The sequence below is a fragment of the Pseudomonas sp. CK-NBRI-02 genome (assembly GCF_008124495.1).
Classification (GTDB): domain Bacteria; phylum Pseudomonadota; class Gammaproteobacteria; order Pseudomonadales; family Pseudomonadaceae; genus Aquipseudomonas; species Aquipseudomonas guariconensis.
Genome location: NZ_VSJH01000035.1, coordinates 1 through 21,142 on the forward strand (window position 1 = coordinate 1; position 21,142 = coordinate 21,142).

The window sequence follows — 21,142 nt, forward strand, 5'->3', positions numbered from 1 at the left end:
GGCGCTTTTCGCCTTTACGGCGACCTACTTTTGCTCTTGGGCAAAAGTAGGCAAAAACCGCTGGCTCCCACATGCGGCCCCTGCGCTGCGCTCCGGGGTCCCCTCGCTGCGGTGTCTTGCGGGGCTCCGCGGCCTCCGGCTGGCTACACCAGCCTCCATCTCGCGACTTCGGCTCACGCCGAAGGGCGCTGCGCGCCTGCCCCTACAGACACCTCCACTCGGCCTTCTGAGGTCGCGATAGGTGGCGTCTGGACTATCGCGTATCAAAAGCAACGGCAAACAAATTAATTGTTTGGGTGTTTATTCCTGCCTATTCACGGCTAGGAACGCCGAACCGCCGCTCCTGTAGGCACAGCGCCGTTCTCAAGAGCGGCGGTGAGCCTGTGTGAGCGGCGGTTCGGCGCCCCGGTTTACCCGCGAATGGTCCAAAAGCTCACCACAAAAACCACTCAATGAAACAACGCCAGCCCAGGCGCCGCCCGTAACTTGCGCCCCATCAGCAGGCCGAGCGGAGGTGTCTGTAGGGGCAGGCGCGCAGCGCCCTTCGGCGTAGCCGAAGTCGCGAGATGGAGGCTGGCGCAGCCAGCCGGAGGCCGCGAGGCCCCGTAAGACACCGCAGCGAGGGAACCCGGTGCGAAGCGCCGGGCCGGATGCAGGGGCGCGCGGCTTTTGGTTACTTTTGGCCAAGACCAAAAGTGACCCGCCGTAAAGGCGGAAAGGTGACTAACCGTCGCCAAATCAAACGGATAAGCCCACAAACCTCAAAACCAACAACCAACAACCAGCTCACCGCGGCTCCATGTGCGCAATCATCAACTGCACACTCTCATTCCCCCGAAACTCATTCACATCCAGCTTGTACGCCAACTCCACCCAGCGCACCGTCGGATTCGGCCAGACATCCCGATCGATGCCAAAGGCGATGCCATCGAGCTTGACCGAGCCGCACTCGCTCTTGAGCACCACCTTCAGATGCCGCTCGCCCACCACCCGTTGTTCGATCAGTTGGAACACACCATGGAACAGTGGCTCCGGAAAGTGCTGCCCCCAAGGCCCCGCATGACGTAGAGCGCGGGCCAGGTCCAGGTGGAACTCCTCGACCGCGAGGGTACCGTCAGACAGCAATCGCCCGGTCAGGTCCTCTTCCACCAGATGCCGACGAACCTCCTCATCGAAGGCCGCGGCAAACGCCTGGAAGTTTTCCACCGGCAATGACAGGCCAGCCGCCATGGCGTGCCCGCCGAACTTGCTGATCAGGTGCGGCTGACGCGCCGCCACCGCATCCAGCGCATCGCGAATATGGAACCCCGGCACCGAGCGCGCAGACCCCTTGAGCATGCCATCGCCGACATCGGCGAAGGCGATGGTCGGGCGGTGATAGCGCTCTTTCATGCGCGAGGCGAGGATGCCGATCACGCCTTGGTGCCAGTCGGCCTCGAACAGGCACAGGCCATAAGGCATGGATTCGACCGGCAGGTCCTTGAGCTGGGCCAGCGCTTCACGCTGCATGCCTTGCTCGATGGACTTGCGGTCCTGGTTCAGGCCATCCAGCGCTTGGGCCATCTCCAGCGCCGCGACCGGATCGTCGCAGAGCAGGCATTCGATCCCCAGGCTCATATCGTCCAGGCGGCCGGCGGCGTTCAGGCGCGGCCCTAGGATGAAGCCCAGGTCAGTGGAGGTGATGCGCCGATGATCGCGCCGGGCGACTTCGAGGATGGCCTTCAGGCCGGGGCGGGCGCGGCCGGCACGGATGCGCTCCAGACCCTGGTGCACCAGAATGCGATTGTTGGCGTCCAGCGGGACAACGTCAGCGACACTGCCCAGCGCCACCAGGTCAAGCAGTTCACCGATGTTCGGCTGCGGCTGATGATCGTAGCGCCCCAGGGCGCGAAGACGAGCACGCAGCGCCATGAGCACGTAGAAGATCACCCCTACGCCGGCCAGCGCCTTGCTGGGGAAATCGCACCCTGGCTGGTTCGGGTTGACGATGGCATCGGCATCGGGCAATTGCGCACCCGGCAGGTGATGGTCGGTCACCAATACCTTGAGCCCGGCGGCCTTGGCTGCTGCCACGCCCTCGACACTGGAAATACCGTTGTCCACCGTGATCAGCAGTTGTGGCTCCCCCTGCAAAGCCACTTCGACGATCTCAGGCGTCAGGCCATAGCCGTACTTGAAACGGTTGGGCACCAGGTAATCGACATGGGCCGCGCCCAGCAGGCGAAGCCCCAGCACACCGACCGTACTGGCCGTGGCCCCGTCGGCATCGAAGTCGCCGACGATGACAATACGCTGGCGCTGGTCCAGCGCCTCCAGCAACAGGTCCACCGCCGCGTCGATGCCCTTGAGCTGTTGATACGGCAGCAGGCGCGCCAGGCTCTTGTCCAGTTCGGCCTCGGACTGCACGCCACGGGCGGCGTACAGGCGGGTCAGCAAGGGGGGCAGGTTACCGAGGAACGGCAGGCTCGGTGGCAGGGGACGGGGTTCGATACGCATGAGGTCTTCGGCAGTCAGGTTGGGGACAGGTCAGCCACGCTCACCGAGCAGCCATTCCAGTTGCACTTCGTGCTGGCCACGGTCGTCGGTCACGAACACGGTGCCTTCACTGATCATGACGTCCCACTTGATCGAGCGGGGCATGTCGGTGGCCAGAATCTCCAGCACGTCCTGGGGAACCGCGGCGATGCTGAGGTTCTTCAGGCCCTTGACCGCATCGACCACTTTGTTCTGCCACACCCGCAGGCTGCCGTAGGCCAGCAGACTGGTACGCTCGGTACGACGCGAGCACCAGGTCAGGCGCTCGGCGTCCGGTTGGCCGACTTCGATCCAGTGCAGGACGCGGTCGTCCAGGCTCTTTTCCCACAGGGCTGCTTCGTCCACGTCGGACAGACCACGGCCAAATGACAGGTTCTCGTTGTACCAGAGCGCGTAGGCCAACAGGCGTACAGCCATGCGCTCCTCGGTTTCCGATGGGTGACGGGCGATGGTCTGACGAACGTTCTCGTACACACCGCGGTCGAGGTCGGTCAGATTCAGTTCGAACTTATAAGTGGTCGACGGCTGGGCCATGGGCGGGGGCTTCTTGCGAAATAAAAGTCACACAGTCTAACCGATCCCACTCTTCGTTGCGCCGCGGCAGTACCTGACGTCGACGACCTATGATAAAACCACGGGCTAAGCCCAGCTGCCACGGATGCCCCATGCCCACCCCAAGCAAACCCCTCGCCGGCCTGAAAGTGATCGAGCTCGGCACCCTGATCGCCGGCCCCTTCGCCTCGCGTATCTGTGCCGAGTTCGGTGCCGAGGTGATCAAGGTCGAGTCGCCCGACGGCGGCGACCCGCTGCGCAAGTGGCGCAAGCTGTACGAGGGCACTTCGCTGTGGTGGTTCGTCCAGGCGCGCAACAAGCAATCGCTGACGCTCAACCTCAAGCACCCCGAAGGCCGCGAAGTGCTCAAGCGCCTGCTGGCCGAAGCGGACATCCTGATCGAGAACTTCCGTCCGGGCGTGCTGGAAAAACTGGGCCTGGGCTGGGATGTGTTGCACGCGCTCAACACGCGCCTGGTCATGGTGCGTCTGTCAGGCTTCGGCCAGACGGGGCCGATGAAGGACCAGCCCGGCTTCGGCGCGGTCGGTGAGTCCATGGGCGGCCTGCGTTACATCACAGGCTTCGAGGACCGGCCACCGGTACGCACGGGCATCTCCATCGGCGACTCGATCGCCGCCTTGTGGGGTGTGATCGGTGCGTTGATGGCCTTGCGCCACCGCGAGGTCAACGGGGGTCAGGGGCAAGTGGTGGACGTAGCGCTGTACGAGGCCATCTTCGCGATGATGGAAAGCATGGTGCCGGAGTTCGACGTGTTCGGCTTCATCCGCGAACGCACCGGCAACATCATGCCCGGGATCACGCCCTCCTCCATCCACACCAGCGCCGACGGCAAGCATGTGCAGATCGGCGCCAATGGCGATGCCATCTTCAAGCGTTTCATGCAGGCCATTGGCCGCGACGATCTGGCCAATGATCCAGGCCTGGCCACCAACGACGGGCGTGACCTGCGCCGCGACGAGCTGTACGGCGTGATCGACCGCTGGGTCAACAGCCTGCCGCTCGAAGAGGTCATGCGGGTCCTCACCCAGGCCGAGGTACCAGCCAGCCGCATCTATTCGGCCGAAGACATGTTCAGCGACCCACAGTACCTGGCTCGCGAAATGTTCCTCCAAGCCAAATTGCCCGATGGCAAGCCGTTCAAGATGCCAGGCATCGTTCCCAAGCTTTCGGACACGCCAGGCTCCAGCGAGTGGGTCGGTCCGACCCTCGGCGAACACACCGAGTCGGTATTGACGCGCCTGGGCTACGACGCCGCCGCCATCGGTCGACTGCGCGAAACCGGTGCGGTCTGAACGCCCACCGATGCGCGCAATCGCCAGGCACTTGCTTGGGCTGCTGATCATCCTGTGTGGGATGTTGCCGACCATGGGGCAGTCCAAGGAGCGCTTGATCTGGCTGGTGCGCGATCTGCCGCCTTTCACCATCTTCGAAGGCACGGCCAAAGGCCAGGGTGTCGTTGACAACCTGCTGCCGCGGCTGATCGCGCAGATGCCCGAGTACGATCACAGTATCGTCAGGGTGAACCGTGCACGGGGCCTGCAGATGCTCCAGGAGCCCAGCTTTACCTGCGATCCGACGCTGCTATGGACGCCTGAGCGCGCCAAGTTCGTGCGCTTTTCCATCCCTTCGCTGGGGGTATTGAGCAGCGGATTGGTGATACGCAAGCAAGACCAGGCGGCCCTGGCCCCGTTTCTCGACAACCAACAGGTCGACCTCAAAAGCCTGCTCAGCCAGACTCCACTCAAGCTGGGCATCGTCGCCGAACGCAGTTACAGCGTTCAAATCGACGAAATCCTCCGAGAACTACCCGACACGGCCTTGAGCCGCCATTACGGCAATGAAGCTACCGCCAATTTGCTACAGATGCAGCGCTTGGGCCGTCTGCAGCTGGTGTTGGGCTACTGGCCGGAAATCCGCTACTTGATCCAGGCTCAGGGCAACAACCCGGATGAATACGCCTTCCACCCGATCCAGGGCGTGAACCGCTACCAGTTTCTGCATGTGGGCTGCTCCGATACGGCTTTGGGACGCGAGGCCGTCCGTCATATCGACCAACTGCTGCTCACCCTGCGTCGCGAGACACTGCCAGCGTTTTATGCTCGCTGGCTGGCCCCGGAAGAGCACGAACAATACTTGATCGATAGCCAGCACTTTTTCGGCACCCAGACCGAAAGCGCCGAGAAGTACTGAAACTGCCTCGACTGGCTTTAAAAAAAAGAAACCCCGGGCGCAGGAAGGAACACCCAGGGTCGAACGAAAGTCAGGGGGACTTTCCGGAACAGCCTTGAGCACCGGAGCCAAGTGCTGTCGAACTGCTCTTAAGGATTCTGACGAAACCTTCAGGCAAAGGTTCCGGAAAATGCTCGCTGATGCTGCAAGGCTGCGATTACACAGGGTTGCAGACGCCCCTCGGCGATTTGCAGGTCTCGGTGCAGGCCGTCAACCAAGTCAACCAGTAGGCGCTGGTCCTGGAGCTGATGCGGGCTGACCGAACGCCTGAGTGTCACGTCACCCTGTTGATCGATCACGGTCAGTTGACGGTTGCCGCTGGCGTCTGTTTCGCCGAGCAGGGCCTGGTAAGGGGTCAAGGCGTCGTTGAGCAGTTTGCAGATTCTTTCCATCCGGCGTACTCGCTGTTCGTGGAACCTATCGGAACTGACCACCAGACGCCCTGCAAAGTTCGTTCATGCCGCGCCGGTATCAGTGAGCATGCGCGGGGTACATGACAGTTTGAATATGCCCCTCGACTTCATGATGGATACGCTCCAACGCCCGCTGCAACCTCGGCATCACCAACGGCCAGGACAGCTCACCGATAACCCGAACCCCCTGGCGCCTAGCCTCCCGGGCCAGGCCTTCGTCATGGTCGATCGATTGTCCGACGAACAACAATGCACAGGGTTGCTGCGCTTGCGCCACCTGCCGGAGCAGTGTTCGCCCGTAATGTACCGGCAAGCCGTGATCGAGGATCAACAGGTCGATGATGCCCCGCTGAGCCAGACAATCTTTTGCCTCGGCCAGGTTCTGGGCCACGCGCACATTGAAGACGCCTTGGGCATTGCAGGCCTGATGCAGCGAGATATCGTGGGAAGGTCGTGCGTGAATCAGTACGTTGAGCCAATGCATGAACCGCTCCTGGAGTAGCACTATGCCCATATGGACGGGCGAGCCACTCTAAAAGCCCCATGCGGCGGCTGGAATAGGAAATTACTTAAGCTTCTAAAGAAAGATCTGACTCATCTTTTGCAGACGAGTAGGAAACCGTCTGGGGCCGCTGCGCGACCCCGAGCGGGTTGAATCTTAGAGCGGTTTACCGCGGTTGCCATGCTGGGCGACGAATGCCTGGACAGCCTTCAGATCGTTGGCCAGGACCGTGCAGCGTTCGTCACGGCTGAACAGGTCGCTCAGGTGCGCTGGCAGCTCAAGGGCTTTGCCGACGCCTGCCTTTTCCACCGCTTCCGGGAACTTGACCGGATGCGCGGTACCCAGGACAACCATCGGCGTATCCAGGCTGCGACGGCACTCACGGGCGGCCTTGACGCCGATCGCAGTGTGCGGATCGAGCACCTCACCGGTGGTGGCGAACACCTCGGCGATGGTCTGGCAGGTTTGCTCGTCGGTCACGGCCAGCGAATCGAACAGCTTGCGCGCCTCGGTCCAACGATCCTGTTCGACACTGAAGCCGCCGCCCTGCTTGAAGCGCTCCATCAGCTCGGCGATGGCGGCGCCGCTGCGCCCGTGCAGGTCGAACAGCAGGCGTTCGAAGTTGGAGGAGACCATGATGTCCATCGACGGCGACAGCGTCGGGTGCAAGGTGTCCTTGACGTACTGGTTACCGCTCATGAAGCGATGCAGGATGTCGTTGCGGTTGGTCGCCACGATCAGTTGGCTGATCGGCAGGCCCATGTTGCGTGCCAGGTAGCCAGCGAAGATATCGCCGAAGTTGCCGGTCGGCACAGAGAAGGCCACCGAACGGGCCGGGCCGCCCAGCTGCAGCGCCGCATGGAAGTAGTAGACGATCTGGGCCATGATCCGCGCCCAGTTGATCGAGTTCACCGCCACCAGACGGGTGCCCTTGAGGAACGACTGGTCGGCGAAGCTGGCCTTGACCATCTCCTGGCAGTCGTCGAAGTTGCCTTCGATGGCGATGTTGTGGATGTTGTCGCCGAAGATAGTCGTCATCTGGCGACGCTGCACTTCCGAGACACGCTGGTGCGGATGCAGGATGAAGATGTCGACGTTGTCGCAGCGGCGGCAACCTTCGATGGCGGCCGAACCGGTGTCACCGCTGGTGGCTCCGATGATCACCACGCGTTCACCGCGCTTGGCCAGGACGTGGTCGAGCAGGCGGCCGAGCAACTGCAGGGCGAAGTCCTTGAACGCCAGGGTCGGGCCGTGGAACAGCTCCATCACCCACTCGTTGCCCGCCAGTTGGCGCAGCGGCGCCACCGCGGCATGGGCGAACTCACCATAGGTTTCTTCGAGAATCTTCTTGAAGTCGGCGTCAGCGATGCTGCCATCGACGAACGGGCGCATCACCCGGAAAGCCAGCTCGTGGTACGGCAGGCCAGCCCAGGAAGCGATCTCTTCCTGGGTGAAGCGTGGCAGGTTCTCCGGCACGTACAGACCGCCATCGCTGGCGAGGCCCGCCAGCAGGACGTCTTCGAAATTCAGGGCCGGTGCCTGGCCACGGGTACTGATATAGCGCATGGGTGCAAACCTTTGGTTTGAGCGGCCCGTTTGAGATGCAAGCTAAAAGAGATGCCGACCGGCGTTGCTCTCGTGCTTTGCGTCTCGCCCTTGCCGCGAATTTACTCTGTTCGAAGCCTCAACACCGCACTGCCTTCATTTGCAGCTTGCAGCCTGAAGCTTGCCGCTTAATTGAGCTGTTCGACGCGGATACGCACGACTTTGCCGACCACGTCCTGCAAAGCTTCCAGGGCGACGATGGCGTCGTTGATGCGCTTTTCCACCACTCGGTGGGTCAGGAGGATCATCGGCACCAGGCCGTCCTGCTCCTCGGCTTCCTTCTGCATGATCGACTCGATGTTGATACCACGCTCGGAGAGGATGCTCGCCACTTGAGCCAATACGCCCGGGTGGTCCTTGGCCTGGATACGCAGGTAGTAGGCACTTTCACAGGCTTCGATCGGCAGGATCGGGTGAGCCGACAGCGAGTCGGGCTGGAAGGCCAGGTGTGGCACGCGGTTTTCGGGGTCGGAGGTCATGGCACGGACCACATCGACCAGGTCGGCGACCACCGAAGAGGCGGTCGGCTCCATGCCGGCGCCGGCGCCGTAATACAGGGTGGAGCCGGCAGCATCACCGTTGACCATGACAGCGTTCATCACGCCATTGACGTTGGCGATCAGACGATCATTGGGAATCAGGGTCGGGTGGACACGCAGCTCGATGCCAGCGTCGGTGCTGCGGGCCACGCCCAGGTGCTTGATGCGATAACCCAGCGCCTCGGCGTAATTGACGTCGGCGGTGGTCAGCTGGGTGATGCCTTCGGTGTAGGCCTTGTCGAACTGCAGCGGAATGCCGAAGGCAATGGAGGCCAGGATGGTCAGCTTGTGGGCAGCATCGATACCTTCGACATCGAAGGTCGGGTCGGCTTCGGCGTAACCCAGGGCCTGGGCTTCGGCCAATACGTCGGGGAAGGCACGGCCCTTGTCACGCATCTCGGTGAGGATGAAGTTGCCGGTGCCGTTGATGATGCCCGCCAGCCAGTTGATGCGGTTGGCAGACAGGCCTTCGCGGATCGCCTTGATCACCGGGATGCCGCCGGCCACGGCTGCTTCGAAGGCAACAATGACGCCCTTCTCGCGGGCCTTGGCGAAGATCTCGTTGCCATGCACGGCAATCAGCGCCTTGTTGGCAGTGACCACGTGCTTGCCGTTCTCGATGGCCTTCAGGACCAGGTCGCGGGCGATGGTATAGCCACCGATCAGTTCGATGACGATATCGATCTCGGGGTTGCTCGCGACTTCGAACACATCAGCGGTAATGGGGGTACCGGTAATCTGGCAGTTCGGGTTCTGCGAGCGCATGGCGATCTGTGCCACTTCAATACCGCGCCCGGCACGGCGGGCAATCTCCTCGGCGTTGCGCTGAAGTACATTGAAGGTTCCGCCACCGACGGTCCCCAACCCACAGATGCCTACTTTGACCGGTTTCACTGTGAACTCCCCATTGAACGGCCGGCACCTGCGCCGACCGTGAAACATGCCGTCTCCCCATGGTGACGGCGTACTGATTGAATTACTTGGCAGCCTTGCCGTCACTGGCCAAGGCCAGCTTGGCGACCTGCGGTGCCGGCTGGTAGCCCGGGATCACCTGACCGCTCTGCAGGACGATCGCCGGCGTGCCGTTGACGCCGATCGACTGCCCGAGCTCGAACTGCTTGCTGACCGGGTTGGCGCACTTGGCGGCCTTGATTTCCTTGCCATCGATCATCTTGTCCAGCGCCGCGCGGCGGTCACTGGAGCACCAGACTGCCTGCAACTGCTCGTCACCTGGCGAGCCGAGGCCCTGGCGCGGGAAGGCGACATAGCGCACCTCGATACCGCGGCGATTGAGCTCCGGCACTTCAGCATGCAATTTGTGGCAATACGGGCAGGTGGTGTCGGTGAAGACGGTGATATGCGACTTGGTCTCGCCCTTGGCAGGATAAACCACCATTTCGGCAGCTGGAATGCCGTTGATGAGCTTGGCGATGCCCTGGCGTTCGGTCTTCTCGGTGAGGTTGACCGGCTTGCCATCCTGGATCTGGTACAGGTACCCCTGCATCACGAACTGGCCATCGCCACTGGCATACAGGACACGACCACCTTGCAGCTTGACTTCATACAGGCCGTTGACCGGGCTGCTGGCGACGCTTTCGACTGGCACTTCCAGCGCAAGGGTCTTGAGGGTATTACGAATGGCCTGCTCGGCACCGGCGCTGGCATCGGTGGCCGCGGCGACGGCAAAAGTACTGGCCAACGCCAGGGCGGCGGCGGCGAAAATCTGGGTCACGCGCATGGGATACTCCTGAAGGCGGACGGGGCCGGAGGATGTCGATCCGCGGCAAAAACGCGGCGAGTGGACGGCCCTTGATGCAAACCGTCCAAGCCTACCACAACAGGCTGATGCTAAATGCCCTCTCAACCTCCATAGGTCGGAACATGAAAATCATTCATCCACGAGGATGGTGCTGGGCATGCAGCTGCTGCAACCGTGCCTTTGCGACATGGGTATAGATCTGGGTGGTGGACAAGTCACTGTGACCGAGCAACATCTGCACCACACGCAAATCGGCCCCATGATTGAGCAGATGCGTGGCAAAAGCGTGGCGCAAGGTATGCGGCGACAGCGGTTTGTCGATGCCGGCAACCCGCGCCTGATGCTTGATGCGGTGCCAGAAGGTTTGGCGGGTCATCTGCTCCCCGCGCTGGCTGGGGAACAGCACATCGCTCGGGCGCCCGTTCAACAGGTCGTTGCGGCCGTCGCGCAAGTAGCGTTCGAGCCAGATCACCGCCTCTTCGCCCATCGGCACCAAGCGCTCCTTGCTGCCCTTGCCCATCACCCGCAGAACCCCCTGGCGCAGGTTGACCTGATCGAGGGTCAGGCTGACCAGTTCGGTCACTCGCAGGCCACAGGCATAGAGCACTTCAAGCATGGCCCGGTCGCGCTGACCGATGGCTTCGGCCAGGTCCGGCGCCTGCAACAGGGCCTCGACATCGTCCTCCGACAAGGATTTGGGCAATGGTCGCCCCAATAGCGGCATTTCCACTTGCAGGGTCGGGTCGACGCCTACCAGCTTTTCTCGCAGCAGATACCGGAAGAAGCCACGCAGACCGGAGAGAAAGCGTGCCGTGGAGCGCGGCTTGTAGCCTTCCTCCAGGCGCCAGGCCAGATGGTCCAGAATCAGGTCACGGCCGGCATCAGGCAAAGCCACGCCGCGCTCTTGCAGCCAGCCGTTGAACAACGCCAAGTCGCTGCGATAGGAGACGCGGGTATTGTCGGACAGGCCTTTTTCCAGCCAGAGGGCATCAAGAAACTGGTCGATCAGGGGATGGTCGAGAGCGGGCATGAAAACTCGGTGGCAAACGGTGCAATGGCGCTTAGTCTTTCATAACAACGATGGCATAGGGAGCCCATATGAGCGAACAGCAGATTCTCCTGAGTTTCGGTGGCATCGGCGCGGCCGCCCTTGCCTGCCAATGGCTGGCCTGGCGCCTGAAACTGCCAGCGATACTCTTTCTGCTGCTGTGTGGAATTCTGGCCGGGCCCGTGCTGGGCTGGTTATCGCCGCAGCAACTGTTCGGCCCGCTGCTGATGCCACTGGTGTCCCTGGCCGTAGCCCTGATCCTGTTCGAGGGCAGCCTGACCCTGCACTTGTCCCAATGGCGCGAGATCGGCAGCGTGGTGCATCGACTGGTGACGGTGGGTGCCTTGAGCACCTGGCTGGTGATCGCCCTCGCCACCCACTGGTTACTGGGCTTCGAGTGGCCCCTGGCGATCCTCTTCGGCACCCTTACCCTGGTCACAGGCCCGACCGTGATCGTACCAATGCTGCGAGTGGTGCGACCCAAGGCTGCAATCGCCAATATCCTGCGCTGGGAAGGGATCGTCATCGATCCGATCGGTGCGCTGCTGGCAGTGGTGGTCTATAGCTTCATCATCGCCCGTACCGACGGTGACGGGCTGAGTCAGAGCCTGGTGACCTTTGCCGGCGTGATTTTCTGCGGCAGTACCCTGGGCGCCGCGGGTGGCTGGCTGCTGGGCCAGATCATGCGCGCGCAATGGCTGCCAGAGTACCTGCACAATCTGGCGTCGCTGGCAGCGGTGCTGGGCATCTTCATCGCCGCCAACCAGATCGTCCATGAGTCGGGACTGCTGGCCGTGACGGTCATGGGTATGTGGCTGGCCAACATGCCCGGCGTGGATGTGCGGCAGATCCTGCACTTCAAGGAAAACCTCAGCGTGCTGTTGATCTCCGGGCTGTTCATCCTGCTGGCCGCCCGCCTCGACCTGCATGCACTGCTGGCACTGGGCCCAGCGGTGCTGGCATTGCTGCTGGTCATCCAGTTGCTGGCCCGGCCGCTCAATGTCTTGTTGTCTACCTGGGGCTCGAACCTGAACTGGCGCGAGCGCCTGCTGCTGGCCTGGATCGCGCCACGGGGCATTGTCGCAGCAGCCGTTTCGGCGATCTTCGCCATTCGCCTGGATGAAGCCGGCCACGAGGGGGCACTGCTGCTCGTCCCTTTGACCTTCGCGGTCATCATCGGCACTGTGGTTTTGCAAAGCGCCACCGCAAGGCCACTGGCCCGTCTGCTCAGGGTGGCCGAGCCTGCCCCAAGCGGCTTTCTCATCGTCGGCGCCAACCCGCCAGCCCGCGCCATTGCAAAGGCCTTGCAGCAATTGGGCAGCCGGGTGTTACTGACCGATTCGAGCTGGGAGAATATCCGCGCCGCGCGCATGGATGGGCTGCCGACTTACTTCGGCAACCCAGCGTCTCAGCACGCCGACGCCCACCTGGACCTGGTCGGCCTGGGCCATCTGCTGGGCCTTTCGCCCGCCGGTGAACTCAACGCCCTAGCCTGCGCACGCTTTCGCCATGACTTTGGCCACAATCGATTGTTCGTATTGGCCAGTGGCCTGGAAAAGCAGCGCAGCGACAAGCACCGTGCCAGCGAGGAGCATCGCGGCCAGCTGCTCGGTTCGAGCACGATGACCTATGGGCAACTGGCCAATCGCCTGCATCAAGGCGCCGAGCTGTACAGCACCCACCTGACCGACAGTTTCAACTGGCAGGACTACCAAGCGCTGCATGGCGAACGCGCAACCTTGCTTTTCGCCCGTGACAGCAACGGCTGGGTCCATGTCGCCAGCCCGGACTCCCCTCTCAAGCCCCAGCCTGGCTGGACCTTGGTGGCACTGGTGGAGGCAGACCTGGAGGCGACTACCAAGGTCGAGGCGCAGACCGTGGATCAGTGAGCGGGAAGCACGGGCACCGGCCGCTTGTCCTCATCGATGGCGACGAAGCTGAACACACCATGGATGGCCCGATCGCGGCCATCCAGGTACATGTTCTCGACAAAGACATCCACCTGTACCTGCAGGCTGGTATTGCCGACCTTGATCACCGTCCCCACCAGCTCGACGATCGAGCCCGCAGGAATCGGGTGCTTGAAGTCGATGCGGTCGGTCGACACGGTCACCAGCGGCAAACGACAGAACCGCGTGGCGGCGATGAACGACACTTCGTCCATCCAGGCCAGCGCAGTACCGCCGAACAGGGTGTTGTGGTGGTTGGTGGTGCTGGGGAAGACAGCCTTGGTTACGCGGGTCACCGACAGTTCGGTGCGGCGCTGGATTTCCTGATCTCGAGGGGTGGTCATGAAGGGCTCTTGTCGCAGGGGCTTGAAAGCGGTGTCGCCTGATTCGCGGGGAGCCCTGATTCCACAGGGTTGGCGCAATCGTGGTGGGGGCAGGTTTACCCGTGAAGAAGCCCACACCGCCAATACAAAAATTCAAAAAGCAAAAAAGCAGCCCGAAGGCTGCTTTTTTTCTCGCAAGGTGGCCACTGGGGCCACCGGTCAAACGGTACTCAGGCCAGTTTTTCCTTGATGCGAGCGGCTTTGCCGGACAGGTCGCGCAGGTAGTACAGCTTGGCCTTACGCACGTCACCACGACGTTTCACGGACAGGCTGTCGATCTGCGGGCTGTAGGTCTGGAAGGTACGCTCTACGCCAACGCCGCTGGAGATCTTGCGCACGGTGAAGGCGCTGTTCAGACCGCGGTTGCGCTTGGCGATAACGACACCTTCGAACGCCTGCAGACGGGAACGGTCACCTTCCTTCACTTTAACCTGGACGACAATGGTGTCGCCTGGTGCGAAGGTTGGGATTTCCTTGTTCATCTGCTCGGCTTCGAGCTGCTGGATGATCTTGTTGGTCATGCTGTGCTCCTAAGGCGGATAACTCGATCCACCATCGATACGTTAACTATCGTCCCGCTCGCGGAGATATTCCTCGAGCAGCTTCTTCTCTTCTCCAGAAAGCGAGCGACTTTCCAGAAGATCGGCGCGTCGTTCGAAGGTCCTACCAAGGGACTGCTTCAATCGCCAACGCCGGATGTGTGCATGGTTGCCACTAAGCAACACGTCGGGAACGCGCTGATCCGCATACACCTCCGGTCGGGTGTAGTGCGGGCAGTCGAGCAGACCGTCGGTGAAGGAGTCTTCCTCCGCCGAGTCCACATGCCCTAAAGCTCCGGGCAGCAGTCGCGTAACCGCATCGATCAGTACCATGGCCGGCAGCTCGCCACCGGAAAGCACATAGTCACCAATCGACCACTCTTCATCGACATGAGCCTCGATAAAACGCTCGTCAATGCCTTCGTAACGACCGGCGATCAGGATCAACGATTCCTGTTGCGCCAAGTCTTTGACCGCCTGCTGGGTCAGCTTGCGGCCTTGTGGCGAGAGGTAAATCACCTTCGCCGATGCTCCGGTCGCTTGCCTGGCGCTGGCCAGGGCGTCTTCCAGAGGCTTGATCTTCATCACCATGCCCGGACCACCGCCAAACGGCCGATCATCCACCGTGTGGTGACGATCAGTGGTGTAGTCCCGCGGGTTCCAGCAGGTCACGTGCAGCAACCCCTGTTTCACCGCGCGGCTGGTAATGCCGTACTCCGTGATGGCCGAGAACATCTCGGGGAACAACGTGACGACTTCTACGCGAAGGTTACCCATCGTTTAGAAATCCGCGTCCCACTCGACCCGCATCACACCTGCTTCCAGGTCGACTGCCAGCACGCATTGCTCCGTATAGGGCAACAGTCGCTCGCGATCATCCAGGCTGCCTGCGCAAGGCTTGATCACCATTACATCGTTCGCACCGGTCTCCAACAGGTGATCGATCTTGCCGAACAGTTGTTCGTCCTGATTGATGACCTTCAGACCTACCAACTGGTACCAGTAGTACTCGTCAGCGGCCAGGTTGGGCAAAAGGCTCCGCGGAATGCAGATTTCATAACCGCTCAGAAGACGGGCTTCATCACGATCATCAAGGCCCTTCAGTTTCACGACCAGGCCCTTTTGGGAGCCACGACCGTTGACCAGCTCGACCTGTTTTACCTTGCCTTCGTGCCGAAGCGTCCAGCGCGGATAATCCAACAGGTTTTCAATCGGATCGGTAAAGGAATACACCTTCACCTCGCCGCGAACGCCGTGAACCGAAAAAATCTTGCCGACGACAATGAGAGCGTCAGCGTTTTCTGGCGTCGCGTTCATACTGCTCAGGCAGCGGCCTTGGCAGCGTCCTTCAGCAGCTGAGCAACGCGCTCAGACGGCTGTGCGCCCTGGCTCAGCCAGTAGTTGACGCGTTCCTGATTGACCGACAGCTTGACTTCAGCGCCGGAAGCAACCGGGTTGAAGAAGCCAACGCGCTCAACGAAACGGCCGTCACGGGCGTTACGGCTGTTGGTCACGGTCAGGTGATAGAAAGGGCGCTTCTTGGAGCCGCCACGGGCAAGACGGATGGTTACCATGTGAACATCGTTCCTATAGTCGGTGCTGCAAATCTGAATGCCCAAATGGGCACAGGGTGCCCAAAAGGCCGCATATTCTCGGGGAATACACGGACATTTGCAAATGCCTTTTTCGGCGCGGGGCTACCACACCGTTCAGATCTGCCGGTTAAGCCGCGAATTTCGCGACATCGTTCCCGCCGAAGCGGGATTTCGGGAGAGCTGCCTATAGATAGAAGGCAACCTCCCAGAATCGAATTAGAGCTTCGGCATGCCGCCACCTGGCAGCATCCCGCCAAGGCCACGCATCATCTTGGCCATGCCGCCCTTGGCGGAAAATTTCTTCATCATCTTCTGCATCTGCTTGTGCTGCTTGATCAACCGACCGACGTCCTGCACCTGGGTGCCGGAGCCGAGGGCGATGCGGCGCTTGCGCGAACCGCTGATGATTTCCGGGTCGCGACGCTCGGCAGGGGTCATGGAGTCGATGATCGCTTCCATCTGCTTGAACTGCTTCTCGGCCGCACCCTGGGCATTGCCCATTTGCGACAGGTTGACCCCACCGATGCTCGGCAGCTTGTCCATCAGGCCGCCCAGGCCGCCCATGTTCTTCATCTGCTGCAGTTGGTCGCGGAAGTCTTCGAGGTCGAAGCCCTTGCCCTTCTTTAGCTTCTTGGCGAGCTTGTCGGCCTTGGCCTTGTCGATGTTCTGCTCGGCCTGTTCGATCAGGCTGAGCACGTCACCCATGCCCAGGATGCGCGAGGCGATACGGTCAGGGTGGAAGGGCTCGAGCGCTTCGGTCTTCTCGCCCATACCGATGAATTTGATCGGCTTGCCGGTGATCGCGCGAACCGACAGGGCTGCACCCCCACGGGCGTCACCGTCGACCTTGGTCAGCACCACACCGGTCAGCGGCAAGGCATCGCCGAAAGCCTTGGCGGTGTTGGCGGCGTCCTGGCCGGTCATGGCGTCGACCACGAACAGCGTCTCGACCGGCTTGACCGCGGCGTGCAGCGCCTTGATCTCGTCCATCATGTCGGCGTCGATGTGCAGACGACCTGCAGTGTCGACGATGACCACATCGATGTACTTGAGCTTGGCTTCGCGGATCGCCGCCTCGGCAATGGCCACAGGCTTCTGGCTGATGTCCGACGGGAAGAAGGTCACGCCGATGTCATTGGCCAGGGTTTCGAGCTGTTTGATCGCTGCCGGACGATAGACGTCGGCAGAGACCACCATCACGCTCTTTTTCTTGCGTTCTTTAAGGAAGCGCGCCAGCTTGCCGGCAGTGGTGGTCTTACCCGCACCTTGCAGACCGGCCATGAGCACCACGGCTGGTGGTGCGGCATTGAGCGCCAGGTCTTCGTTGGCCGCGCCCATCAGGCCTTCGAGTTCGGCCTGGACGATCTTCACGAACGCCTGGCCCGGGGTCAGGCTGCGCGACACTTCGGTGCCGACCGCGCGCTCTTTGACGCTGTTGACGAAATCCTTGACCACCGGCAGGGCGACGTCGGCCTCGAGCAGGGCCATGCGCACTTCGCGCAGCGTGTCCTTGATGTTGTCTTCGGTCAGCTTGGCCTTGCCGGTGACATGGCGCAGCGTCTGTGACAGGCGGTCGGTCAGGTTTTCGAACATGGTGATCCTTTCAGGCCCTAATGAAGCCGAGGTTTTTCAGGCGCCCAGGTGAATATGCACACGCGCTGGGCACAGCAAGGCGGCGATTATAGCGAAGAGCGAGGGCGGCGCACACCTGGGTGCTGACCACTGGGGTCCAGGTGACTTGTTCGCGGGCGAACCCGCGCCTACAAGGCCAGCGCCGGCCCTGTGGAATCTTGCAGATGGGGTAGGCCCTACCGTCTCCAGTCTTCCTAGAGCGGCGGGATCTATGCCAAACTCCGTCCCTTTAGGGCTTGCCTACCAGGACTTATGCTCTCTTCCCCCAGCCTCATCCCCAACCTGCTCGCCGCCGGCCTCTACATCGCCGCCGCTCTCTACCAAGGCAGTCGCCTGGCCCAGGGCAGCCGCGCCGACAAACGGCTGCTCGGTCTGCTCGGTGCCCTTGCGGTCATTGCCCAGGGTAGCGCCCTGTTCTTCCAGCTGATCACCCCGCTGGGCCTTAGCCTCGACTTCTTCAGCGCCGCCAGTCTGATCGCCGTCGCGGTGATCGCGCTGACCTTGCTGGCCTGCCTGCGCATCCCGGTCGAAAACCTGCTCATGCTGCTGTTCCCGCTCGGCGCGGTGACCGCCCTGCTGGCCCAGTTCGCCCCGCCCGGCACCGTACCGCTGGTCAATGAGGAGCCTGGGATCCTGGCGCATATCCTGCTCTCGATCCTGGCCTATGGCTTGTTCACCATTGCCGTGTTCCAGGCCCTGCTGCTGCTGTTGCAGGACTACCAGCTCAAGCACAAGCATCCTTCCGGGCTGATCCGTAACTTCCCGCCCCTGCAAACCATGGAAAGCCTGCTGTTCGGCTTCCTCTGGGCCGGTTGGGGTCTGCTGTCGCTGTCGCTGGTGTCCGGCTGGCTGTTCCTGGACAACCTGTTCGCCCAGCATCTGGTGCACAAGACGCTGCTATCCTGTGTGGCCTGGGTGGTGTTCGGCCTGCTGCTGTGGGGACGCACCCGCCTGGGCTGGCGCGGCCACAAGGCGATTCGCTGGACCCTCGCCGGTTTCTGCCTGCTGATGCTGGCCTATTTCGGCAGCAAGCTGGTACGTGAATTCATCCTGCATATCTGACGACCGCCCATGGACACCCTGCCGTACGCTCCGCTATTCGGCACTCTGGCACTGGCGCTGCTCTGGTCGGCGCTATTCACCGCCGTCGACGCGGCCCGCCAGCAATTGAACGGCCATCAGCGCCCTGCTGACAGCGCCGAGCCCGCACTGCCCGCCCAAGCCGTGGTGCTCTGCGCAGGCCTCGGCAAGCTGCTGGTGCTTGGCCTGGCCTGCCTGATCGGCCAGCGCTACAACGGCGAACACGGCTTCTGGCTGGCGGGCCTTGCCGCAAGCGGCGCCCTGTTGGTCTTGGCCGAGTACCTGCCAAGGCGCGCCGCCCGACGCAATCCGCACGCCTTCCTCAACCTCGGCCCCCTGCTCAGATGGCCTCTGCTCGCATTGCAACCGTTGGCCTGCGTGCTCGACGGCTGCGCCAAGTTGATCCTTCGCCCACTGCGCGCGCAACCCGCCGCCGTGGCATTGCACCCACAGGAGCACGATGATTTCGACGAACCAGAGCCCTACGAAGCACCACGCCAAGGGCTGCTCGAAGGGCTGCAATCCCTAGACAAGATCACCGTCAACGACATCCTGGTGCCCCGCAACGAGGTGGACGGCATCAACCTGGACGACTCGCTCGAGCAGATCGCTGAACAACTGATCGTCAGCCGCCATACCCGCCTGCCGGTCTACCACAGTGATATCAACCAGGTCGAAGCCATCCTCAATACCAAGCTGATCAGCCATCTGCTGCCCCATGGCGAGCTGACCCTCCAGGCGCTGCGCGCGGCCTGCTACGAACCCTACTTCGTTCCCGAGAGCACTCCGCTGCAACGGCAGTTGCTGAACTTCCACAAGCAGCAAAGACGCCTGGGCGTGGTGGTGGACGAGTACGGAGAGGTCCAAGGCATCGTCACCTTGGAGGACATCCTCGAGGAGATCGTCGGCGAGTTCGAGGATGAGCACTCGCTGGAAAACCCGCACGTCCACCCCCTGGCCGACGGCCGCTACGTGATCGAAGGCACCGCCTCGCTGCGCGAAATAAACCGCAGTCTGGGGTGGCACCTGCCCTGCGACGGTGGCCCGAAGACCCTCAACGGGCTGGTCACCGAGGCGCTGGAAAGCATTCCGGAAAGTGCTGTATGCCTGAAGATTGGCCGCTATCGCCTGGAAATCCTCGAAACAGAGGACAATTGCGCCAGCAAGGTACTGGTGTGGACCGTGACCCGATAGCTATACTCCGGTCACGCTTACCCAGCCCTGCCGTCCCGCCTGCTACCCGCTTCCGGCACCACACGGCCGGTGCGCTCCACTGACACGCCCCGCGGTCCTGCTTCGACACCCAGAACAGCCCGCTCCCGTCCCTACCCTTGGGCTATCGTCGGTCGAGCGACTCACACTATGACGCTCCGGCGCCCGCACGCCCATGCCTGCCTGGCAGGGAGCGACCCGCCCATAGGGAGCAATGACTGTCAGGGACCTACAACATGACTATCAGCAGTACCTGCGCCGACACCTCGGCAGCCCCCGTCAATTCCCCCGCCCGTGTGGCCACCGCCAGCTTCATCGGCACCGCCATCGAATTCTACGACTTCTACGTCTACGCCACCGCCGCCGCGCTGGTGATCGGCCCGGTGTTCTTCCCGTCGGGTTCGGGCACCGCGCAGATGCTCGCGGCCTTTCTGACCTTCGGTATCGCCTTCCTCGCCCGCCCGCTGGGTTCGGCACTGTTCGGCCATTTCGGCGACCGTATCGGCCGCAAATCCACCTTGGTCGCCTCGTTGCTGCTGATGGGCGTTTCGACCACCCTGATCGGGGTTCTTCCGGGTTATGACAGCATCGGCGTCTGGGCGCCGATCATCCTTTGCCTGCTGCGCTTCGGCCAAGGCCTGGGCCTGGGCGGCGAATGGGGCGGGGCGGCACTGTTGGCCACCGAAAACGCCCCTGAAGGCAAGCGTGCCTGGTTCGGCATGTTCCCGCAGCTTGGCCCCTCCATCGGTTTTCTGGCGGCCAATGGGCTGTTCCTGACCCTGGCGCTGGTGCTCAGCGACGAGCAATTCCGTGACTGGGGCTGGCGCATTCCGTTCCTGCTCAGCGCCGCGCTGGTGATCGTCGGCCTGTACGTGCGACTGAAGCTCGAGGAGAGCCCGGTATTCGCCAAAGCCGTGGCACGCCACGAGCGGGTGAAGCTGCCGGTGGTCGATCTGTTCGCCAAGTACTGGCTGCCCACCTTGCTGGGCGCGGCGGCGATGGTTGTGTGCTACGCGCTGTTCTATATCTCCACGGTGTTCTCCCTGAGCTATGGGGTCTCGACACTGGGCTACAGTCGCGAGAGCTTCCTGGGCATGCTGTGCTTTGCCGTGGTGTTCATGGCCTTGGCCACGCCGATATCGGCCTGGCTGAGCGATCGCTATGGACGCAAGCCGGTGCTGATCGTCGGCGGCCTGCTGGCGGTTGCATCGGGATTCACCATGGAGCCGCTGCTGACCTCAGGCTCGACCACCGGCGTTGCGCTGTTTTTGGCCATCGAGCTGTTCCTGATGGGCGTGACCTTCGCACCGATGGGGGCATTGCTGCCTGAGCTGTTCCCGACCCATGTGCGCTACACCGGCGCCTCGGCAGCCTACAACCTCGGCGGCATCGTCGGCGCCTCAGCGGCACCGTTCTTTGCCCAACAGTTGGTCAGCATGGGGGGATTGAGCTGGGTGGGCGGCTATGTGTCGGTAGCCGCGGTGATCAGCCTGATCGCCGTCTTGTGCCTGAAAGAGACACGCAATACAGAGCTGTAAGTGGGGAGCGG

The 21,142-nt window shown here is 62.2% G+C and carries 20 protein-coding genes; 6 read left to right on the forward strand and 14 right to left on the reverse strand.

From position 1 onward, the window contains the following. Positions 1 to 786: 786 nt before the first annotated feature. A complete protein-coding gene (recJ, locus tag DQ397_RS19655; protein ID WP_043212485.1) occupies positions 787 to 2,496 on the reverse strand; it encodes a single-stranded-DNA-specific exonuclease RecJ in 1,710 nt (569 codons plus the stop codon). 30 nt (positions 2,497 to 2,526) lie between these two features. After that, complete coding sequence (locus DQ397_RS19660; protein ID WP_043212483.1) at positions 2,527 to 3,069, reverse strand: YaeQ family protein; 543 nt, start codon at positions 3,067 to 3,069, stop codon at positions 2,527 to 2,529. A 131-nt stretch (positions 3,070 to 3,200) separates the two neighbouring features. Here DQ397_RS19660 and DQ397_RS19665 point away from each other — a divergent pair, with 131 nt between their 5' ends. Together DQ397_RS19665 and DQ397_RS19670 are read left to right on the forward strand one after the other, a co-directional pair. After that, a complete protein-coding gene (locus tag DQ397_RS19665) occupies positions 3,201 to 4,400 on the forward strand; it encodes a CaiB/BaiF CoA-transferase family protein (protein ID WP_043212482.1) in 1,200 nt (399 codons plus the stop codon). A 10-nt stretch (positions 4,401 to 4,410) separates the two neighbouring features. Continuing rightward, complete coding sequence (locus DQ397_RS19670; protein WP_043212480.1) at positions 4,411 to 5,298, forward strand: TIGR02285 family protein; 888 nt, start codon at positions 4,411 to 4,413, stop codon at positions 5,296 to 5,298. 149 nt (positions 5,299 to 5,447) lie between these two features. Here the strand turns inward: DQ397_RS19670 and DQ397_RS19675 are convergent, their stop codons facing one another. The 6 genes from DQ397_RS19675 to xerD form a co-directional block, all read right to left on the reverse strand. Next, positions 5,448 to 5,729, reverse strand: coding sequence for a DUF3509 domain-containing protein (locus DQ397_RS19675; protein WP_043212477.1), 282 nt, complete (start codon positions 5,727 to 5,729; stop codon positions 5,448 to 5,450). Positions 5,730 to 5,808: 79 nt separating this feature from the next. Continuing rightward, positions 5,809 to 6,234 (reverse strand): response regulator, encoded by a 426-nt coding sequence (locus DQ397_RS19680; protein WP_043212476.1) that lies wholly within the window; start codon positions 6,232 to 6,234, stop codon positions 5,809 to 5,811. 174 nt (positions 6,235 to 6,408) lie between these two features. Continuing rightward, on the reverse strand, positions 6,409 to 7,818 hold the full coding sequence (gene thrC / locus DQ397_RS19685; RefSeq protein WP_043212473.1) for a threonine synthase: 1,410 nt from the start codon (positions 7,816 to 7,818) through the stop codon (positions 6,409 to 6,411). A gap of 167 nt (positions 7,819 to 7,985) precedes the next feature. Further along, on the reverse strand, positions 7,986 to 9,290 hold the full coding sequence (locus DQ397_RS19690) for a homoserine dehydrogenase (RefSeq protein ID WP_043212471.1): 1,305 nt from the start codon (positions 9,288 to 9,290) through the stop codon (positions 7,986 to 7,988). Between the two features lie 82 nt (positions 9,291 to 9,372). Then, entirely contained in the window at positions 9,373 to 10,134 is a 762-nt protein-coding gene (locus DQ397_RS19695) for a DsbC family protein (RefSeq protein ID WP_043212468.1), read from the reverse strand. Between the two features lie 154 nt (positions 10,135 to 10,288). Continuing rightward, on the reverse strand, positions 10,289 to 11,185 hold the full coding sequence (gene xerD / locus DQ397_RS19700; RefSeq protein WP_043212466.1) for a site-specific tyrosine recombinase XerD: 897 nt from the start codon (positions 11,183 to 11,185) through the stop codon (positions 10,289 to 10,291). Positions 11,186 to 11,253: 68 nt separating this feature from the next. On the opposite strand from xerD, the gene DQ397_RS19705 reads away from it, so the two are divergent. After that, positions 11,254 to 13,092, forward strand: coding sequence for a sodium:proton antiporter (locus tag DQ397_RS19705; RefSeq protein WP_043212465.1), 1,839 nt, complete (start codon positions 11,254 to 11,256; stop codon positions 13,090 to 13,092). Here DQ397_RS19705 and DQ397_RS19710 read toward each other — a convergent pair. From DQ397_RS19710 to ffh, 6 genes are all read right to left on the reverse strand, one after another. Continuing rightward, positions 13,086 to 13,496 (reverse strand): acyl-CoA thioesterase, encoded by a 411-nt coding sequence (locus tag DQ397_RS19710; RefSeq protein ID WP_043212463.1) that lies wholly within the window; start codon positions 13,494 to 13,496, stop codon positions 13,086 to 13,088. The two genes, DQ397_RS19705 and DQ397_RS19710, sit on opposite strands and share 7 nt — an antisense overlap. A gap of 209 nt (positions 13,497 to 13,705) precedes the next feature. Further along, the gene (gene rplS / locus DQ397_RS19715) at positions 13,706 to 14,056 is read right to left on the reverse strand and encodes a 50S ribosomal protein L19 (RefSeq protein WP_043212460.1); all 351 of its coding nucleotides are present in this window, start codon (positions 14,054 to 14,056) and stop codon (positions 13,706 to 13,708) included. Positions 14,057 to 14,098: 42 nt separating this feature from the next. Beyond that, positions 14,099 to 14,851 (reverse strand): tRNA (guanosine(37)-N1)-methyltransferase TrmD, encoded by a 753-nt coding sequence (gene trmD / locus DQ397_RS19720; protein ID WP_043212458.1) that lies wholly within the window; start codon positions 14,849 to 14,851, stop codon positions 14,099 to 14,101. 3 nt (positions 14,852 to 14,854) lie between these two features. Next, entirely contained in the window at positions 14,855 to 15,391 is a 537-nt protein-coding gene (gene rimM, locus DQ397_RS19725) for a ribosome maturation factor RimM (RefSeq protein ID WP_043212456.1), read from the reverse strand. Positions 15,392 to 15,396: 5 nt separating this feature from the next. Then, on the reverse strand, positions 15,397 to 15,648 hold the full coding sequence (rpsP, locus tag DQ397_RS19730) for a 30S ribosomal protein S16 (RefSeq protein WP_043212455.1): 252 nt from the start codon (positions 15,646 to 15,648) through the stop codon (positions 15,397 to 15,399). 237 nt (positions 15,649 to 15,885) lie between these two features. After that, on the reverse strand, positions 15,886 to 17,262 hold the full coding sequence (ffh, locus tag DQ397_RS19735) for a signal recognition particle protein (protein ID WP_043212452.1): 1,377 nt from the start codon (positions 17,260 to 17,262) through the stop codon (positions 15,886 to 15,888). Positions 17,263 to 17,553: 291 nt separating this feature from the next. Here ffh and DQ397_RS19740 point away from each other — a divergent pair, with 291 nt between their 5' ends. The 3 genes from DQ397_RS19740 (at position 17,554) to DQ397_RS19750 (ending at position 21,131) form a co-directional block, all read left to right on the forward strand. Beyond that, on the forward strand, positions 17,554 to 18,363 hold the full coding sequence (locus DQ397_RS19740) for an inner membrane protein YpjD (RefSeq protein WP_043212451.1): 810 nt from the start codon (positions 17,554 to 17,556) through the stop codon (positions 18,361 to 18,363). A 9-nt stretch (positions 18,364 to 18,372) separates the two neighbouring features. Then, positions 18,373 to 19,575, forward strand: coding sequence for a transporter associated domain-containing protein (locus tag DQ397_RS19745; RefSeq protein ID WP_043212450.1), 1,203 nt, complete (start codon positions 18,373 to 18,375; stop codon positions 19,573 to 19,575). Between the two features lie 254 nt (positions 19,576 to 19,829). Next, positions 19,830 to 21,131: an MFS transporter gene (locus DQ397_RS19750; protein WP_043212448.1), complete on the forward strand. Its 1,302-nt coding sequence runs from the start codon at positions 19,830 to 19,832 to the stop codon at positions 21,129 to 21,131. Positions 21,132 to 21,142 lie beyond the last annotated feature (11 nt).

Coding starts and splice junctions, on each gene's coding strand:
- recJ (WP_043212485.1), bottom strand. CDS start 2,496: ATGCGTATCGAACCCCGTCCCCTGCCACCGAGCCTGCCGTTCCTCGGT.
- DQ397_RS19660 (WP_043212483.1), bottom strand. CDS start 3,069: ATGGCCCAGCCGTCGACCACTTATAAGTTCGAACTGAATCTGACCGAC.
- DQ397_RS19665 (WP_043212482.1), top strand. CDS start 3,201: ATGCCCACCCCAAGCAAACCCCTCGCCGGCCTGAAAGTGATCGAGCTC.
- DQ397_RS19670 (WP_043212480.1), top strand. CDS start 4,411: ATGCGCGCAATCGCCAGGCACTTGCTTGGGCTGCTGATCATCCTGTGT.
- DQ397_RS19675 (WP_043212477.1), bottom strand. CDS start 5,729: ATGGAAAGAATCTGCAAACTGCTCAACGACGCCTTGACCCCTTACCAG.
- DQ397_RS19680 (WP_043212476.1), bottom strand. CDS start 6,234: ATGCATTGGCTCAACGTACTGATTCACGCACGACCTTCCCACGATATC.
- thrC (WP_043212473.1), bottom strand. CDS start 7,818: ATGCGCTATATCAGTACCCGTGGCCAGGCACCGGCCCTGAATTTCGAA.
- DQ397_RS19695 (WP_043212468.1), bottom strand. CDS start 10,134: ATGCGCGTGACCCAGATTTTCGCCGCCGCCGCCCTGGCGTTGGCCAGT.
- xerD (WP_043212466.1), bottom strand. CDS start 11,185: ATGCCCGCTCTCGACCATCCCCTGATCGACCAGTTTCTTGATGCCCTC.
- DQ397_RS19705 (WP_043212465.1), top strand. CDS start 11,254: ATGAGCGAACAGCAGATTCTCCTGAGTTTCGGTGGCATCGGCGCGGCC.
- DQ397_RS19710 (WP_043212463.1), bottom strand. CDS start 13,496: ATGACCACCCCTCGAGATCAGGAAATCCAGCGCCGCACCGAACTGTCG.
- rplS (WP_043212460.1), bottom strand. CDS start 14,056: ATGACCAACAAGATCATCCAGCAGCTCGAAGCCGAGCAGATGAACAAG.
- trmD (WP_043212458.1), bottom strand. CDS start 14,851: ATGGGTAACCTTCGCGTAGAAGTCGTCACGTTGTTCCCCGAGATGTTC.
- rimM (WP_043212456.1), bottom strand. CDS start 15,391: ATGAACGCGACGCCAGAAAACGCTGACGCTCTCATTGTCGTCGGCAAG.
- rpsP (WP_043212455.1), bottom strand. CDS start 15,648: ATGGTAACCATCCGTCTTGCCCGTGGCGGCTCCAAGAAGCGCCCTTTC.
- ffh (WP_043212452.1), bottom strand. CDS start 17,262: ATGTTCGAAAACCTGACCGACCGCCTGTCACAGACGCTGCGCCATGTC.
- DQ397_RS19740 (WP_043212451.1), top strand. CDS start 17,554: ATGCTCTCTTCCCCCAGCCTCATCCCCAACCTGCTCGCCGCCGGCCTC.
- DQ397_RS19745 (WP_043212450.1), top strand. CDS start 18,373: ATGGACACCCTGCCGTACGCTCCGCTATTCGGCACTCTGGCACTGGCG.
- DQ397_RS19750 (WP_043212448.1), top strand. CDS start 19,830: ATGACTATCAGCAGTACCTGCGCCGACACCTCGGCAGCCCCCGTCAAT.